At 72.6% G+C, this 15,789-nt stretch carries 17 protein-coding genes; 8 read left to right on the top strand and 9 right to left on the bottom strand.

Annotation, left to right across the window (positions count from 1 at the left end):
• Positions 1-11: 11 nt before the first annotated feature.
• The 5 genes from DSM104329_RS02795 to DSM104329_RS02775 all read left to right on the top strand — a co-directional run bounded on the left by DSM104329_RS02795 (position 12) and on the right by DSM104329_RS02775 (position 4,464).
• Entirely contained in the window at positions 12-1,481 is a 1,470-nt protein-coding gene (locus DSM104329_RS02795; RefSeq protein ID WP_259313875.1) for a complex I subunit 4 family protein, read from the top strand.
• Positions 1,478-3,013, top strand: a complete 1,536-nt coding sequence (locus tag DSM104329_RS02790; protein ID WP_259313874.1) for an NADH-quinone oxidoreductase subunit N — start codon at positions 1,478-1,480, stop codon at positions 3,011-3,013. Before DSM104329_RS02795 ends, DSM104329_RS02790 begins: the two co-directional genes overlap by 4 nt.
• Entirely contained in the window at positions 3,013-3,513 is a 501-nt protein-coding gene (locus DSM104329_RS02785; RefSeq protein ID WP_259313873.1) for a DUF2269 domain-containing protein, read from the top strand. Before DSM104329_RS02790 ends, DSM104329_RS02785 begins: the two co-directional genes overlap by 1 nt.
• Before the next feature lie 112 nt (positions 3,514-3,625).
• Positions 3,626-3,829 carry a hypothetical protein gene (locus DSM104329_RS02780; RefSeq protein ID WP_259313872.1) on the top strand — a complete coding sequence of 68 codons (204 nt, stop codon included), beginning with the start codon at positions 3,626-3,628 and terminating at the stop codon, positions 3,827-3,829.
• 173 nt (positions 3,830-4,002) lie between these two features.
• Positions 4,003-4,464: an RrF2 family transcriptional regulator gene (locus DSM104329_RS02775; protein WP_259313871.1), complete on the top strand. Its 462-nt coding sequence runs from the start codon at positions 4,003-4,005 to the stop codon at positions 4,462-4,464.
• On the opposite strand, the gene DSM104329_RS02770 is transcribed toward DSM104329_RS02775, so the two are convergent.
• From DSM104329_RS02770 to DSM104329_RS02755, 4 genes are read right to left on the bottom strand one after another with little or no spacing between them, the layout of a single operon-like run.
• Positions 4,454-5,410, bottom strand: a complete 957-nt coding sequence (locus tag DSM104329_RS02770; RefSeq protein ID WP_259313870.1) for a sulfate/molybdate ABC transporter ATP-binding protein — start codon at positions 5,408-5,410, stop codon at positions 4,454-4,456. The two genes, DSM104329_RS02775 and DSM104329_RS02770, sit on opposite strands and share 11 nt — an antisense overlap.
• Positions 5,407-6,213: a sulfate ABC transporter permease subunit CysW gene (gene cysW, locus DSM104329_RS02765; RefSeq protein ID WP_259313869.1), complete on the bottom strand. Its 807-nt coding sequence runs from the start codon at positions 6,211-6,213 to the stop codon at positions 5,407-5,409. The genes DSM104329_RS02770 and cysW overlap by 4 nt, the downstream gene beginning before the upstream one ends.
• Positions 6,210-7,076, bottom strand: a complete 867-nt coding sequence (gene cysT, locus DSM104329_RS02760; protein ID WP_259313868.1) for a sulfate ABC transporter permease subunit CysT — start codon at positions 7,074-7,076, stop codon at positions 6,210-6,212. The genes cysW and cysT overlap by 4 nt, the downstream gene beginning before the upstream one ends.
• Positions 7,073-8,125 carry a sulfate ABC transporter substrate-binding protein gene (locus tag DSM104329_RS02755; protein ID WP_259313867.1) on the bottom strand — a complete coding sequence of 351 codons (1,053 nt, stop codon included), beginning with the start codon at positions 8,123-8,125 and terminating at the stop codon, positions 7,073-7,075. The genes cysT and DSM104329_RS02755 overlap by 4 nt, the downstream gene beginning before the upstream one ends.
• 156 nt (positions 8,126-8,281) lie before the next feature.
• Here DSM104329_RS02755 and DSM104329_RS02750 point away from each other — a divergent pair, with 156 nt between their 5' ends.
• Positions 8,282-9,856: an FAD-dependent thymidylate synthase gene (locus DSM104329_RS02750; RefSeq protein ID WP_259313866.1), complete on the top strand. Its 1,575-nt coding sequence runs from the start codon at positions 8,282-8,284 to the stop codon at positions 9,854-9,856.
• Here the strand turns inward: DSM104329_RS02750 and DSM104329_RS02745 are convergent.
• On the bottom strand, positions 9,853-10,263 hold the full coding sequence (locus DSM104329_RS02745) for a hypothetical protein (RefSeq protein ID WP_259313865.1): 411 nt from the start codon (positions 10,261-10,263) through the stop codon (positions 9,853-9,855). The two genes, DSM104329_RS02750 and DSM104329_RS02745, sit on opposite strands and share 4 nt — an antisense overlap.
• Before the next feature lie 61 nt (positions 10,264-10,324).
• Here DSM104329_RS02745 and DSM104329_RS02740 point away from each other — a divergent pair, with 61 nt between their 5' ends.
• On the top strand, positions 10,325-10,534 hold the full coding sequence (locus DSM104329_RS02740; RefSeq protein ID WP_259313864.1) for a CDGSH iron-sulfur domain-containing protein: 210 nt from the start codon (positions 10,325-10,327) through the stop codon (positions 10,532-10,534).
• Positions 10,535-10,618: 84 nt separating this feature from the next.
• Here DSM104329_RS02740 and DSM104329_RS02735 read toward each other — a convergent pair whose 3' ends face one another.
• The 3 genes from DSM104329_RS02735 to DSM104329_RS02725 are packed head-to-tail and all read right to left on the bottom strand — an operon-like array spanning position 10,619 to position 14,025.
• Complete coding sequence (locus DSM104329_RS02735; protein WP_259313863.1) at positions 10,619-11,617, bottom strand: iron-containing redox enzyme family protein; 999 nt, start codon at positions 11,615-11,617, stop codon at positions 10,619-10,621.
• A gap of 9 nt (positions 11,618-11,626) precedes the next feature.
• Positions 11,627-12,916: a M20/M25/M40 family metallo-hydrolase gene (locus tag DSM104329_RS02730; RefSeq protein ID WP_259313862.1), complete on the bottom strand. Its 1,290-nt coding sequence runs from the start codon at positions 12,914-12,916 to the stop codon at positions 11,627-11,629.
• Positions 12,913-14,025 carry a carboxylate-amine ligase gene (locus DSM104329_RS02725; protein ID WP_259313861.1) on the bottom strand — a complete coding sequence of 371 codons (1,113 nt, stop codon included), beginning with the start codon at positions 14,023-14,025 and terminating at the stop codon, positions 12,913-12,915. Before DSM104329_RS02725 ends, DSM104329_RS02730 begins: the two co-directional genes overlap by 4 nt.
• Positions 14,026-14,035: 10 nt before the next feature.
• Between DSM104329_RS02725 and DSM104329_RS02720 the strand changes: the two genes are divergently transcribed.
• Complete coding sequence (locus DSM104329_RS02720; RefSeq protein WP_259313860.1) at positions 14,036-14,740, top strand: HemK2/MTQ2 family protein methyltransferase; 705 nt, start codon at positions 14,036-14,038, stop codon at positions 14,738-14,740.
• A 90-nt stretch (positions 14,741-14,830) separates the two neighbouring features.
• On the opposite strand, the gene DSM104329_RS02715 is transcribed toward DSM104329_RS02720, so the two are convergent.
• Positions 14,831-15,778, bottom strand: a complete 948-nt coding sequence (locus DSM104329_RS02715) for a hypothetical protein (protein ID WP_259313859.1) — start codon at positions 15,776-15,778, stop codon at positions 14,831-14,833.
• Between the last annotated feature and the right edge of the window lie 11 nt (positions 15,779-15,789).

Raw genomic sequence — 15,789 nt, 5'->3', positions numbered from 1 at the left:
CCGAAACCCGAATGCCCCTCTCGATCCTCATCTGGCTGCCCGTCGTCGTCGGCCTCGTCGCCGCGCTGCTGCCCCGCTCGATCGGGCCGCGGTTCGCCGCGCTCGGATCGCTGGCCGCGCTCGGCATCGCGATCGGCCTGATCGCCGACTACGACGGCGCGACCGCCGGCCTGCAGCACGTCACCGACCAGATGTGGATCAAGCAGCTCGGGATCCACTACAAGCTGGGCGTCGACGGGCTCAACGTCTTCCTCATCGGGCTGACGACGCTCGGCTTCGCGGCGGCGACGGTGGCGGCGAACTTCCGCGAGTGGGAGCGGCCGCGGCTGTTCTACTTCCACCTGCTGCTCGGCGAGACCGCCGTCCTTGGCGCGTTCATGGCCCAGGACCTGGCGCTCTTCGTCATGTTCTTCGACCTGATGCTGATCCCGTTCTACTTCCTGACGGGTCAGTGGGGCCAGGGCGAGCGGCGCGTGCAGGCGACGACGAAGCTCGTCATCTACACGTTCGTCGGCTCGCTGCTGATGCTCGCCGGCGCGGTGGCGACCGGGGTGCTCTCGGCGAGCGACGGGCAGTCGATCTCCTTCGCGCTGTCGGACCTGCGCGAGCGCACGCTCGGCGACGGCACGCAGCAGTGGATCTTCCTCCTCTTCGCCGCCGCGTTCCTCGTGAAGATGCCGGCGTTCCCGCTGCACGGCTGGATGCCCGACGGCTACCGGGCGATGCCGATCGAGGTGCTCGCCGTGTTCTCCGGCGTCCTGTCGAAGGTCGGCGCCTACGGCTTCCTGCGGATCGTGCTGCCGACGTTCCCGGACGCGAGCGCGCACTTCCAGGACCTGCTGCTGATCATCGCGCTGGCCTCGATCCTCTACGGGTCGGTCATGGCGTTCAGCACGACGAACCTCCGGCTCGTCGCCGGTTACTCATCCGTGGCGCAGCTCGGCTTCGTCACGCTCGGGATCTTCGCGCTCAACGACCAGGGCGCCCAGGGCGCGGTGCTGCAGATGGTCAACCACGGGCTCGTCGTGATCCCGCTGTTCCTCATCATCGGGCTGCTCGTGCGGCGAGCCGGCTCGGAGGACCTGCGCGACATGGGGGGCCTCGCCTTCCGCGCCCCCGTGCTCGCGACGCTGTTCGTCATCGTCGCGCTGGCCACGCTCGCCATGCCCGGCTCGAGCAACTTCGTCGGCGAGTTCATGATCCTGCTCGGCGTCTTCCAGTCGAAGCTGGTGATCGCGTGCATCGCGTTCACGGGCGTCGCGTTCGCCGCGGTGTACATGCTGCGGGCGTACATCCGCTCGATGCACAACCGGGTCGGGCCGAACGTGCAGTCGCGCGAGCTGAGCGTGGGCGACGCGGTCGTCCTCGTGCCGCTCGTCGCCGTGATCCTCTTCTTCGCCGTCTACCCGCAGCTCGCGCTGCACCGCGGTGAGAAGAGCGTGGTCGCCTCGATCCAGCCGGCCGTGGAGGTCGCGAAGTGAGCGCCCTGCTCGCCGCGGTCAAGGGCCCGACCATCGACGTCGGGGCGCTCTCGCCGCTCATCGCCCTCGGCGGCGGCGCGATCGTCGTGCTGCTGACCGGCCTGCTGCGCCCGCGCTTCGTCCGCGAGGTGGTCGTGCCGCTGTTCGCGCTCGTCGCGCTCGGAGCCGCGCTCGGCCTGAGCATCTGGCAGTGGGACACCGACAAGTCCATCATCTCGGGCGCGCTGCGCGTCGACACGCTCGCGCTGGCGCTGACCGCGCTGTTCATCATCTCCGCCGCGCTGGCCGTCGTGCTCTCCTGGCGGGCGCTGGCGCCGCGCGAGTCCGCCCACGGCGAGTACTACGCGATGCTGCTCGTCTCGGTGGGCGGCATGAGCGTGCTCGTGCAGTCGCAGAACCTCGTGACGCTGTTCCTCGGCTTCGAGCTGCTGTCGATCCCGCTCTACGTGCTGTGCGCGACGGAGATGCGGCGCGCGACGTCGCTCGAGGCGGGCCTGAAGTACCTCGTCATCGGCTCGGTCGGCTCGGCGACGCTGCTCTACGGCCTGGCGCTCATCTACGGCGCGACGGGCAAGACGGACTTCGACGCGATCGCGACGTCACTGAACAGCGTGGGCAGCATGGTCTCCGACCCGCTCTTCCTCACCGGGCTGGCACTCGCGCTCGTCGGCCTGGCGTTCAAGGCCTCGATCGCCCCGTTCCATCAGTGGACGCCCGACGTCTACGAGGGTGCGCCGACGCCGATCACGGCGTTCATGGCGACCGCGACGAAGGCGGCCGCCTTCGGCATCATCATCCGCTTCCTCGAGGTGGCGCTCGTCCCGGCGCAGCTGGATTGGGCGCCCGCGCTCGCCGCGCTGGCGACGATCACGATCGTGGTCGGCAACGTCGGCGCCATCGGGCAGACGTCGGTCAAGCGGATCCTCGCCTGGTCGGGCGTCGCGCAGGCGGGCTACATGCTCGCGGGCGTGGTCGTCGGCACGCAGCTCGGCATCCGCGCGGTCGTCTTCTACCTCGCCGCCTACCTCGTGATGAACGTCGCAGCGTTCGCGGTGATCCTGGCGCGGGCGCGCGAGACCGCGCTGGGCGACTCGCTAAGCGCGCTGGAGGGCATCGGCCGCAGCCGCCCGCTGCTCGCGTGGCCGATGACGATCGCGATGCTCGGCCTGGCCGGCATCCCGGCGACGGGCGGGTTCATCGGCAAGTTCTTCCTCATCGACGCCGCGGTCGAGGGCGACTACGCGTGGCTCGGCATCGTGATCGTGCTCGGCTCGGCCGTGTCGCTCGTGTACTACCTGCGGGTGGTCGCGGCGATGTGGATGCGCGAGGCGCCGCGGTCGGTCCCGGTGCTCGCGGGCGCCTCGCCGGAGGCGCCCCCCGAGGACGCGCCGGCCGGCCCGCGCGCGGCGGGCTGGGAGGTCTACGCGGTCGCCATCGCCTGCGCGGCGGCGACGGTCGCACTGGGCATCGTGCCCACGCCGGTGTTCGACCTCGCGCGCGACGCGGCGAGCTCGTTGGGCCACCTGTTCTGATGACGGCGCCGTTCGCCGTCACCGGCTTCGAGATCTCGCTGTTCCTGCACATCACGGCGGCGATCGTGGGCTTCGGCTCGACGTTCGCCGAGGCGCTGCTGTTTCCGGTCGCGCAGCGGATGGGCCAGCGCTACCTGCCGTTCGTGCACCAGATCCAGATCGCGATCAACCGCACGCTGGCCACGCCGGCGCTGGTCATCGTGCTGGCGACCGGCATCTACCAGGTGTCCGAGGCGAACTACAGCTTCGGCGACCTGTGGATCAGCGCGAGCTTCGTGATCATCATCGTGCTCGGCGGGCTGCTGGGCGCGTACTTCGTCCCGACCGACAAGCGCCTGGGCGCGATGGTCGAGCGGGAGCTCGCCGCCGGCGGGGGCGGCGAGGTCCAGCTCTCGGAGGACTACCAGCGCGCCGCGAGGACCGAGGGCATGATCGGCGCGCTCGCGGGGCTGCTCGTGGTGGTCGCCGTGTTCCTGATGGTCGTGAAGCCGGGCGCCTGAGCCCGCGCCGCCGCTGCGCCCGGCGTGGTGCTGGCGGCCCCGGCCGCCGGAAGGGAGAACGGGGCACCGCAGCGAACGCCTGCCGAGCGGGCAAGCGGGTATGACGTTCGTCATGGCCCCAGACGACAAGCCCGACCACACCCAGGACCCGCGCGGCCGCGACGTCGGGGCCGGCTATCCCGAGGAGCAGCCCGAGGGCGCCCAGCCCGGAGCCGAGCGCGACGACGAAGCTGGCCGTCCGAAGGCGCCGAGCACCTCCAGCCCCCAGGACGGCGACCCCGGCCAGGCGACCGGCAACCCGCGCGCCGCGGGCTGAGCGCACCCTGACCGGCCGCTCCCCGGGCAGCCGCCCACCGCGAGACGTGCGTCACTTTCTGCCCACCCCTCGGGACAAACCTGACGCACGTCCGCAGAGCGGCGCGGCCAATTCCCCATCTGCCGGGTCGGCTCGGTGCGCTGCCGCCCGCGCGCGCCGGTAGTCTGCCGCGCGTGCGCATCACCGCAAAGGCCGACTACGCCGTCCGCGCCGCCGCCGAGCTCGCCGCCGCCGCCGGCAGCGAGCGCCCGGTGAAGGGCGAGACGATCGCCACCAACCAGGCCATCCCCCAGAAGTTCCTCGAGAACATCCTGTCCGACATGCGGCAGGCCGGGCTCGTCAAGAGCCAGCGCGGCGTCGACGGCGGCTACCGCCTGGCCAAGGCCCCCGAGGCGATCAGCGTCGCCGACGTCATCCGCGCCGTCGAGGGCCCGCTGGCCTCCGTGCGCGGGGAAGCCCCGGAGGACGTCGCCTACGGCGGCGCCGCGGTCCCGCTGCAGGACGTGTGGATCGCCGTGCGCGCCAGCCTGCGCAGCGTCGTCGAGAACGTCACGCTCGCCGACCTCGCCGACAACACCGTGTCCGCCGAGGTCACCCGCCTCGCGGGCGACCCCGACGCGCGCCTCAGGCGCTGACCGGAACGCCCTCGCGGGCCTGCAGCCACACGATGTCGCCGGAGCTGAGCTCGAGCTGGGCGGCGTCGTCGCGCGTGAGCTGCACCGAGACGAGCTGATCGCCGCCCTCGATTGCGAGCTCCACCCGCACCTCGAAGCCGAGGTGCAGCACGCGGCTGACCTGGGCCTCCACGCATCCGAGACCGGGCTCGAGCCGGATCGCGATGTCGTGCGGGCGCACCAGCTGCTCCCCGATCTGACTGACCGGCCCGAGGAAGCCCATCACGAACTGGTTCGCCGGCCGGTCGTAGAGCTCGCGCGGATCGCCGACCTGCTCGATGCGCCCATGGTCCATGACCGCGATGTGGTCGGCGACCGACATCGCCTCCTCCTGGTCGTGGGTGACCAGGATCGTCGTGACGTGCACCTCGTCGTGCAGGCGCCGCAGCCACTCGCGCAGCTCCGCGCGGACCTTGGCGTCCAGCGCGCCGAACGGTTCGTCGAGCAGTAGCACGCGCGGCTCGACGGCGAGCGCACGGGCGAGCGCCATGCGCTGGCGCTGGCCTCCCGACAGCTGGTTGGGATAGCGCTTGTGGTAGCCGGCGAGCCCGACGATCTCGAGCAGCTCGTCCACGCGTGCGTCGATGCGCTTGCGGTCGACCTTGCGGATCCTCATGCCGAACGCGACGTTGTCGCGCACGGTCATGTGCTTGAACGCCGCGTAGTGCTGGAACACGAAGCCGATCTCGCGCCGCTGCGGCTTCACGCGAGTCTGGTCGTCCCCGTGGATCTCGACGACGCCGGCGTCCGGGGTCTCGAGCCCGGCGATGATGCGCAGGAGCGTCGACTTACCCGAGCCGCTGGGCCCGAGCAGCGCGGTCAGCGAGCCGTCGGGCACCTCGATCGACACGTCGTCGAGCGCCACGTAGTCGCCGAACTGCTTGGTGATGCCGCGCGCGGCGATCATGCCTCTTCCCTTCTGCGATTGAACGTCGTCATGATCAGCAGCGTCCCGAGCGCGATCACCGCGAGCAGCGCGGAGGCGGCGTAGGCCCCGGCGATGTCGAAGTTCGTGAAGCGCTTCTCGACGAGCAGCGTCAGCGTCTCGGTCTCGCCGGAGATCTTGCCCGAGACCACGCTGACGGCGCCGAACTCGCCGATGGCCCGCGCCACGGTGAGCACCACGCCGTAGGCGATCCCCCAGCGGATGGACGGCAGGGTGATGCGCCAGAAGGTCTGCCAGGCGTTCGCGCCGAGCGTCGACGCCGCCTGCTCCTGCTCGTCGCCGACCTCGCGCAGCACCGGCGTGACCTCGCGCACGACGAACGGCAGCGTGACGAAGATCGTCGCGAGGACGATGCCGGGGAACGAGAAGATGACCTGGATGCCCGCGTCCGCGAGGGCCGGGCCGAACCAACCGGTGGTGCCGTAGACGAGGATCAGCGACAGGCCGACGACCACCGGCGAGATGGCGAACGGCAGGTCGATGATCGCGTCGAGGATCCCCTTGCCGCGGAACGTCCCGCGGGCGAGCGCCAGGGCGCAGACGATCCCGAAGACCGTGTTGAGGGCGACGGCGATCGCGGCGACCTCGATCGTCAGCCAGAACGCGCTGACGGCCGCGGGCGTCGTGATCGAGTCGAAGACCTCCGTCAGGCCGTGCTCGAACGTCCGGTAGAAGATGATCGCCACCGGGGCGAGCAGGAGGATCAGCAGCCAGCCGAGGCCGATGACCCGCAGCGTGATCTGCCAGGGGCGGCTCACGGTCACGACGCCGCCTCCTGGTCCTTGCCCCGGTCGCGCCGGCTCACGAAGAAGCCGCGTGCCGCGCCTGGGCGGTACTGGCCGAGCGTGCGGATGAGCAGGAGCACGACGAGCGAGACGAACAGCAGGACGACCGAGACGGCCGCCGCGCTGATCGGCGCGTCGCTCTCGATCAGCTTGAAGATGTAGACCGACGACACCTGGGTGTCGAACGGGATGTTGCCGGAGATGAGGACGATCGAGCCGAACTCCCCGACCGCCCGGGCGAACGCGAGCCCGGCGCCGCTGAGGATGGCCGGCGCGAGGTTCGGCAGGATGATCCGCAGGAACACGGTGCGGTTGGAGGCGCCGAGCGAGATCGCCGCCTCCTCCATCTCGCGGTCGGCCTCGATGAGCACCGGCTGCACGGACCGCACGACGAACGGCAGCGTGACGAACAGCAGGGCGAGCAGGACGGCGAACTGCGTGAAGGCGACGTTGATGCCGAACGGGCTGTTCGGCCCGTAGAGCGCGAGCAGCGTCAGGCCGGCGACGATCGTCGGCAGCGCGAACGGCAGGTCGATGACCGCGTTGACGACCTTCTTGCCCGGGAAGCGGTCGCGGACCAGCACCCAGGCCAGCAGGGTCCCGGTCACCGCGTTGATGATCACGGTGGCCAGGGACACCAGCAGCGTGAACTTCAGCGCGTCGACCGCCTGCCTGTTGCTGACGGCGTCCCAGAACGCGCCGACGCCGTCCTCGAACGACCGGGCGACGACCGCGGCGAGCGGGATCAGGACGATCAGGCTGAGCCAGAGCGTCGAGATACCGAGCGCGAGGGCGCCCGACCCATGGGCCGGGCGCCTGCGGCTGAGAGCGAGCGTGCTCACTTGGCGGTCGACACTCCCGCGTCCTCCTCGATCTTGGCGATCGAGCCCTTCTCGATGTCGAACATCTCGTCGTTGACCTTCGACCACCCGCCGAGGTCCTCGATGGTGAACAGGCCGGGCGGGGTGGGGAACTTGTCCGCGTTCGCGTCCAGGACCTCCTGGTTGACCGGGCGGTAGCCCCAGTCGGCGAACTTCTCCTGCGCCGGCTTGCTGAGCACGTAGTCGAGGAAGGACTGGGCCGCGGGCGGCGCGTCCTTCGTCTTGGCGATGTCGATGTTGATCTTGATCGTGTCGTCCGGCAGGACGTAGTCGACCTTCTCGCCCTTCTTCTGGGCGGTCGTCGCCTCGTACTCGTAGGACAGGAGCACGTCGCCCTGACCGCCGACGAAGGACTGCAGCGCCTCGCGGCCGGACTTGTCCTGGACCTTGACGTGGTCCTTGATGAGCTTCGACACGTAGTCGAGCCCCGCCTGCGGGTCCTTGCCGCCGTCGGCGGCCTGGCCGTAGGCGGCGAGCAGGTTCCACTTCGCCGCGCCCGAGGTGAACGGGTTCGGGGTGAGGACCTGGATCCCGGGCTTGAGCAGGTCGTCCCAGGTCCTGATGTTCTTCGGGTTGCCGGGCCGCACGACGAACGCGACGAGCGACGTGGTGACCAGCCCCTTGTTCGGGCCGGCGTTCCAGCCCGCGTCGACCAGGCCGGCGTCGACGAGCCGGGTCATGTCGGGCTCGGTCGAGAAGGACACCACGTCGGCGGGGAGGCCGGCCTCGACGGCGCGGCTCTGGTCACCGGACGCGCCGAACGACGTCTTGAAGCCGACGTCCTTGCCCTGGGCCGTCTTCTGGAACTCCGGGATGACCTCGTCGTAGACGACCTGCGGGGTCGAGTAGGCGACCAGCGACAGGTTGGTCTTCCCACCGCCGCCGCCGCTGGAGCTGCTGCTCCCCGTCGCGCCGCCCCCGCCGCCCGGCTCGTCCGAGGAGCCGCCGCAGCCGACTGCCACGAGCGCGACGAGCGCGAGCAGCGCGACGAGCAGGTTCCGTGCCTTCACCGTTCTCCTCCAAAGTCCATCATTCTTGTAGACATTAAGGGGAATATCCTAGCGCATACCGCACTATCCCTGTCTAGATCATTTGTCTAGTAGGCAACACGGACATGGTGGGGCTTCGGCGCCGCCGCTCGCGGCGGTACCGTCCGCAGCCCCTCCATGGAGCCCTTCACCGCTGCCGAGCGTGCGCTCCTCGCGCCGCACTTCACCGACCTCGACGGTCCCGTGTTCGCCCTCGTCAACCTGCCCGAGACGGTCAAGGGCGCGCTCTTCGCCCGCTACTCGCGCTATCCCGGCACGCTGCGCCGGCTCTATCTCGACGAGTTCGCCGGGTCCGCCGGCGACGCGGGCGCCGGGTTCGACGGCGCGGAGGGCGAGCGGGCGGCGCAGCTCTACGACCGGATCTTCCTCGGCTACGGCGACGACTCCGTCGCGCAGCTCGGCGGCGCGCACATCGCGTGCGAATGGGTCTCCAACGTCCTGACCAAGATCCTCCAGCGCCCGCGGCCGGCCGCCTACCTCGAGCAGTCGACCCGCTACATCGCCTACGACCAGCCGATGCCGGGCGGCGGCTACCGCTACTACCGCGACCCGACGCTCGGGCCCGAGTACGTGCGCGCGATGGACGAGCTGTTCGCCATCTACTCGGCAGCGCTGCCGCGGGTGGCCGCCTGGGTCGACGCGTCGTTTCCCGGCGACCCCTCCCCCGCCCGCACGCGAGCGGTGACCGCGAAGGCGCTCGACCTCCTGCGTGGCCTGCTGCCCGCGGCCTCGCTCTCGCACATGGGCATCTACGCCAGCGGTCAGACCTACGAGCAGCTCATCCTGCATCTCCTCGCCCACCCCCTGCCGGAGGCGCGCCGCTACGGCGCGCTGATCCTCGACGCGGTCAAGGCGGTGATGCCGAGCTTCGTCGCGCGCGTGGAGCGGCCCGACCGCGGCGGCGAGTGGATCGAGCACCTGCGCGCCCGCGACGAGGCGGCCGACCGCTGGGTCGCGCGGCTGGGGCTCGGCGGCGGCCCGCAGGCGGGCGATGACGCGGCCGGCCCGTCGGTGCGGCTGCTGCACGTCGACGGCGACGTCGAGGCGCTGCTGGCCGCGCTGCTCTTCGAGGCCGCCGGCACGAGCGAGGAGGAGACGCGGCTGCGCCTCGCGGCCCTCTCCGGCGACGAGCGCGCCCGGCTGCTCGGCGACCTCGTGGGCGAGCGGCGCAACCGCCGGCACCGCCCCGGCCGCGGCTTCGAGGCCCTGCGCTACCGGTTCGAGATCGTCAGCGACTACGGCGCGTTCCGCGACCTGCAGCGCCACCGCATGCTCACGGTGCAGTGGCAGCGGCTCGGCCCGCACCTGGGCGCGGGCGTGCCCGAGGAGGTCGACGCCGCCGGGTGCGGCGACGAGTACCGCCGCGCGCTGGAGCTCTCACGGGCCGAGTGGGAGCGCCTGGCCGGCGACGGCCGCGAGCGGGAGGCGCTGTACGCGCTGTGCCTCGGCTACCGCATCCGGTTCGTGCTGGACCTCAACGCGCGCGAGGCGATGCAGCTCATCGAGCTGCGGTCCGGGCGCGAAGGCCATCCGAGCTACCGCGCGGTCGCGCATGAGATGCACCGGCAGATCGGGCTCGTGCACCCGGAGGTCGCCGCAGCGATGACATACGTCGACCGCGACGACGAGCCGCGGCTGGAGCGGATCCTGGCCGAGATGCGCACCGACGCCAAGCGCGCGGCGCGCTCCTAAAGCGACGACCCGGCGAAGAAGAAGAACCACACCTCGAAGGCGACCCAGCACATCGCGACGCCGGCGACGAGCACGACCTCGATCGCCCGCAGCGGCGTGTCGCCCGCGCGCTCGTGCGGCCGCTCGCCGCTCATCGCGCGCATCCACGGCGAGTGCCGGCGCCCCGCCGGGCCGCGCCCGGTGAGCTGGTCGTAGGCGGCGTTCAGGCGCGACAGCACGGCGACCATGGCGGCGCAGACCACCGCGATGACCGCGGCCACGAGCACGACGGCGCCCATGCTGAGGCCGTCGTCGTCGACGACCCTGCTGCCGACCCACAGGCCCAGCAGCGGCCCGCCGGTCCACATCGTGATCGTGGCGATCGCCATGAGCGCCACCAGGCCGACCCGCTCCAGCCGCAGCTTCATCGCGCGTGTTGTACCCGGCGGCGCGCGATTGGGCGCCGGCGCGCGCGGGCAGGAGGCCGCCATGGCCCGGATCACGCCCTATCGCGACGGACCGCTGCTCGTGCGGGGGCCGTTCACGCTGACCGACCAGGACGGCAACGACATCCCGGTCGGCCGCGAGACGATCGCGCTGTGCCGGTGCGGGAAGTCGCGGATCCGCCCGTTCTGCGACGGCACGCACCAGGTCGTGCGCTTCAAGGCGCCGAGCGGCCTCGAGCAGCGCGGCCGCTGAGAAGACGACTCGGGGGCCCGCCTCCGAACACAGGATTCAGTACGAGCCCGTGAGCCGCTCGAGCGTCCGTCGGCACCCCTAGACCTAGGCCGGCACGGCCGGGTCGGTCAACGGCGCGCGCAGCGACGTCCGGCCATCCTCCCACGCCCCGAGCAGCATCGCCGCCCACTCGCCCTCGAGCGCGGCGAGGCAGCGCGCGCCCCACAGCACGTCGCCGGCCAGCGCGGGATCCTGGCGGATGAGCCCGCCCGCGAGGTCGACCGACGCGACCGCCTCGTGCACCGCGTCGGCCTCGACGTGCTCGTCGAAGAACGCGGTCGCGGCGCCGGAGAAGCCGAGTCGGCGCAGGCCCGCCGCATAGCGCCGGTTCGGCACCGAGGAGGTCATCTCGAACAGGGCGAGGTGGCCGACGATCGCTCCGCGCAGCCGCCGGTGCAGGCCGCACAGGGACATGAGGTTGACCGTCTGCAGGGTCGCCGCGGGCAGCAGGTCGACGTACGCGCCGTACGTCGGGTCGAGGCCCAGCGCCTCCATCGCGTCGGCGAACAGCTGGGCATGGATGCGCTCGGGGCGCCCGCCGCCGTACTCGTCGGCCTGGATCTCGACCAGGGCCGCCTTGGGCCGGCCGTGCAGGCGCGGCATGGCCCAGGAGTGCGGGTCGGCCTCCTTGAGCTGATAGGCCGAGCGGTGCACCGCGAACTCCTGAAACTGCGCCAGCGTGCCATCGCGTTCCAGGTAGCGCGAGAGCGACGGCGCCTCGTCGGCCTCGTCGATGGCGCGCAGGGCGAGGTCGGTCTCCTCGGCGGCGAGATCCTCGGCCTCGCGCGGGACGCGCTCGAGCAGCTCGCTCTCGAAGCGATCCTCGAGCGCGCGCCGCACGGCGAGCAGCGACGGCTCCCACTCCCAGTCGTCGGCGACGCCCGGCAGGCCGCGGTAGTGCAGCTCGTAGCAGAGGTACAGGCCGAGCTGGAGGTCCTCGGGATCGTCGGGCTCCGGGACGGAGGGAAGGGCGTGCACGGGACGCACGAGACGCGCGAGCAGCGCCTCCGTGAGCGGCCCGCGCGGTGAGGGCAGGGGGGTCACGCCCGCTCGTTACCCCCGCGCGATCCCGCAGAAGCGCATCGCCGCGAGGGCGTAGAGCTTCGCGCAGTCCACGAGATCGTCGACCGGGACCCACTCGTCGACGGTGTGCGCCTGCTCGATCGAGCGCGGGCCGATGGCGATGGTCGGCGTCGCGCCGAAGCGCGTGAACGTCGCGCCGTCGTGCCACGAGTCCAGGCCGGTGCGGCGCCCCGGACGCCCGACCTCGGCGGCGGCCTGCAGGGCGGTCTCGACGATCGGCGCGCCCGGCTCGACCTCGGCGGCGGGGATGTCGAGCAGCCAGCGCACCCGGGGCGGGTGGTCGGCCAGCCACGGGTCGACGGAGGCGGCGTTCTCGATCGCTGCCTCCACCTCCGCCTCGACCGCGGTGCCCCAGCCGTCGCCGTCCGCGTGCGCCGGCAGGTAGGCGACGTGGTAGGTGAGCGCGCAGCGGTCGGGGACGTTCACCGGCCAGTCGCCGCCGGCGATGCGCGTCGGGATGACGTGGCCGGGCGACAGGTGCAGGTGGCGGTGGTCGGGGCGCTCGCGGCGATCGGCGTGCAGGCGCCGCAGCGCGTCCATGACGACCCGGGCCTTGTCGATCGCGTTGACCGCGCCACCGGGCGGATGCTCGATCCCGGCGTGCCCGAGCCGTCCCTCGACGAGGATCTCGCAGATGAGGTCGCCCCGGCAGGCGACCCACGCGTCGAAGCCCGTCGGCTCGGGGATGAGGCCGGCGTCCGCCCGCACGCCCCGGGCGACGGCGGCGATCCCGCCCGCGCCGGTCTCCTCCTCGTCGGTGACGGTGCAGACGACGAGCTCGCCGGCGAGCGCGGCCTCCCGGGCGAGCACCTCGGCGGCGATCACCATGGCGGCCACGCCGCCCTTCATGTCGCAGGCGCCACGACCGTGCAGCCGCGGGCCGCGCCGCGCGGCCTGTTGGGGCGGCGTGGTCCAGGCCGCGGGGTCGCCGGGCGGGACGACGTCGATGTGGCCGTTGAACAGGAGGGTGGGCCCCCCGCCGCCGCGGCCGGCGAAGCGCGCCGCGAGCTGCGGGCGTCCGGCGAAGTCGAAGCCGGCGGGCACCTGACGGCTGCCGGCCACCACCTCGGGGCCCGGCACCCAGACGTCGACGTCGGCGCCGGCGGCGCTCAGGCGCTCGGCGAGCGCGGCCTGGAGCACGGCCTCGTCGCCGCCCGCACCCGCCGTCGTGTCGAAGCCGATGAGCTGCTCGGCGAGGGCGATGACGTCGTCTGCGCGTCGCTCGACGGCGTCCAGCACGGCCCGTTCCTCATCGGTCATACGGTGAAGCGTTCCATGAGCCACCGGGTCGCCGCCTCCGGGTCGCCGCCGGAGGCCTCGCGCAGCGCCATCGCGCCGTTGCGCTCGACCAGCCGCCGGGCGTCCTGCAGCTCGCCGGCGCTGCCCAGGCGCTCGGCGACCGGCTCGAGCTCGTCGAGCAGCGCGTGCAGGCGGGCGCGGGCGGGCGCGGGCTCGCCGGTGTCCAGGTCGCGCAGCTCGCCCTCCACGCCGTGGCGGCCGGCGCTCCACGCGTTCTCCTCGATGCGCCAGGTGTCGTGCACCCGCAGCGGCTCGCCGACGTCGTGGCGCTCGGCGAGGCGGACCGCGAGCGCCTGCGCCACCGCGACGATCGCCGCCGCATCCGCCACGGTGGCCTGCGCGTCGGGCACGCGCAGCTCGAGCGTGCCGTGGACGGGGTGCGGGCGCAGCTCCCACCACCACCGGCCCGGGTCCTCGACCCAGTGCAGCGCGTGGGCGTAGTCGTCCCAGGAGCGCAGCCGCGGCGGGACGCCCTGGCGCGGCAGCATCTGGGAGACGACCGGGCGCCATGACGCCATCCCCGTGTCCCGGCCGGCGTGGAACGGCGCGTGGGCGGCGAGCGCCGCGAGGTCGGGCAGATACGAGCGCAGGGCGTTGTAGACCGCCAGCGCGCGATCGGCGCCGCGGACGGCGACGTGGATCTGCAGGGCGAAGACGAGCTGACGGCGGGCGACCTCGCCGAACTCGGCCGCGGTGCGGTCGTACCGGGGACCGCGGTTGAGCGGGCCCTGATCGGCCGCGAACGGGTGCAGGCCCGCGGCGGCCAGGCGCAGCTCGTCGCCGGCGGCGGCCAGCAGGTCGCGGCGGGCGGCGGCGAGCTGCGCCGCCGCGTCGGCGGGCCGGTGAAGCGGCGGCAGCACGATCTCGACCTGGGCGGCGGGCAGCTCGAGCTTGAACCGGGGGTCGCCGTCGAGCTGGGCGATCACCTCGCTTGCGCGCGGAGCGAGGTCGAGCGTCGCGGCGTCGAGCAGCATCAGCTCCTCCTCGACGCCGATGGTCGGTGGTGCGGGCGTGTCGAACGAGGCACGCAGGCGCGCGGCGTTTGCCGAGACGGTCCGTGGGGCATTCATCGGCGGCACCGTGCGCATCATCACCTTTCCCGGCGTATTCCAACCCCACAGCGACTCGTGGCTGCTGGCCGAGCAGCTGCGCGAGCAGACGCTGCCGCCGCGCGCCTCGGTCCTCGACCTGTGCACGGGCAGCGGGGTTCTCGCCGTGTGCGCTGCGATGCGGGGCGCGCGCGACGTGACCGCGGTGGACGTCTCCCGGCGCGCGGTCTGGTCGGCGCGGATCAACGCTCGCCTGAACGGCACGCGCATCCGCGGCGTGCGGGGCGACCTCTTCGAGGCGGTGGGCGACCGCCGGTTCGACGCGATCGTCTCCAACCCGCCCTACGTCCCGGCCGAGTCCGACGAGCTGCCGGCCCGCGGACCGCAGCGCGCGTGGGAAGCCGGGCTCACCGGCCGGCTGATCCTCGACCGCATCTGCGACGAGGCGCCGCGCCACCTGCGGCCCGGCGGCTTCGTGCTGCTCGTGCACTCGTCCGTGTGCGATCCGGAGCAGACGGTCGAGCGCCTGCGCGCCGGCGGGCTCGACACCGACGTCGTCGCGCGTCGGCGCGGTCCCCTCGGCCCCCTCCTGACCGCCCGTGTGAGCGCGCTGGAGGCCCGCGGCCTCCTCGCCGCCGGACGGCGCGAGGAGGAGGTGCTGGTCATCCGCGGACGGCGGCCCCTCGGCCGCGCCGATGCCGCGATCCCGCGCGCTGCCGCGGTCACGACCGCGTAGCCGCTTTCGCTTCCCGCTCGCCCGCGCCCGCTCAGGCGTTTGGCGATGAACGTCGCCTGAGGCGACGCTAATCGCCAAGTGGGCGCGTGCTCAGCGGCGGCGCTTGCGCCGCTTGCGCGCGGCCGACGACTGCGGCGCAGGTGCGGGCTCGGCCGCGTCGTCCTCGACGACCTCGGGCTCCGGCTCGGCCTGGGCGCGCGCCGGCGGCTCGATGCCCTTCGCCCGCATGCGGGCTTCGCGGATCTCCTGCTGCGTCGGCCACGGCCGCGCCTCGCCCGCCTCCCACGCGGGCGGGTTGCCGTTCGGCCAGCGCCCGAGGAACAGCGGCGCGAGCGCCAGCAGCCAGAAGCACTGCACGACCGGCAGCGGCGAGCCGAGCGGGATGATGAACAGGACGCCGACGATGATGCCGAGCACGCCCATGAAGCGCGACAGCAGGCCCGCCCGCATCGCGTTGAGCGACACGATCACGAACGAGAAGGCGAAGGCGAGCTGCCCGGCCAGCGCGATCGACTGGACCACGACGAGCCCGCCGTCGCGGTGGACCGCCTCGACCGCGTCGCGCGATCGGTCGGTCCCGTCGACGAAGCTCGATGCGTTGATCGCCACGATCACCTGCAGGACGACGCTCATGAGCGCCACCGCGACGGCGCCGCCGATCGTCGTCCAGCGCGCGAACGTCGGCGTCTCGGGGCGGCGAGCGCGCGCGGCTTGCCAGAGATAGAGGACCGCGAAGCCCGCCAGCAGCGTGCCGATGCTCGTCACGACGCTCGTCGCGATGATCGCGCCGGCCTTCGAGTTGAGGAACTCGATGCCGGCGGCGCCCGGGTTGACCTCGGCGTTCGCGAGGCCCTGGAGCGCCGGGGTGAGCGCCTGCAGCTCCCCGACGGTCGGGAAGTCGGACGTCACCTGCGTCTGCAGGTAGATCTGCCCGGCCAGCGTCAGGATGCCGGCGAGCGCGGTGGCGACGGCCGCGGGCGTGCGCCGCTGGGCCTCCCAGGCGAGCGTCTGCTCCCGCGTGCCGACGTCGGTGGCCACGATCGACTGCT

The sequence above is a fragment of the Capillimicrobium parvum genome, from assembly GCF_021172045.1.
Taxonomy (GTDB): domain Bacteria; phylum Actinomycetota; class Thermoleophilia; order Solirubrobacterales; family Solirubrobacteraceae; genus Capillimicrobium; species Capillimicrobium parvum.
Note: the sequence above shows the minus strand (reverse complement) of the source record. Positions and strands in the feature narration are given on the sequence as shown.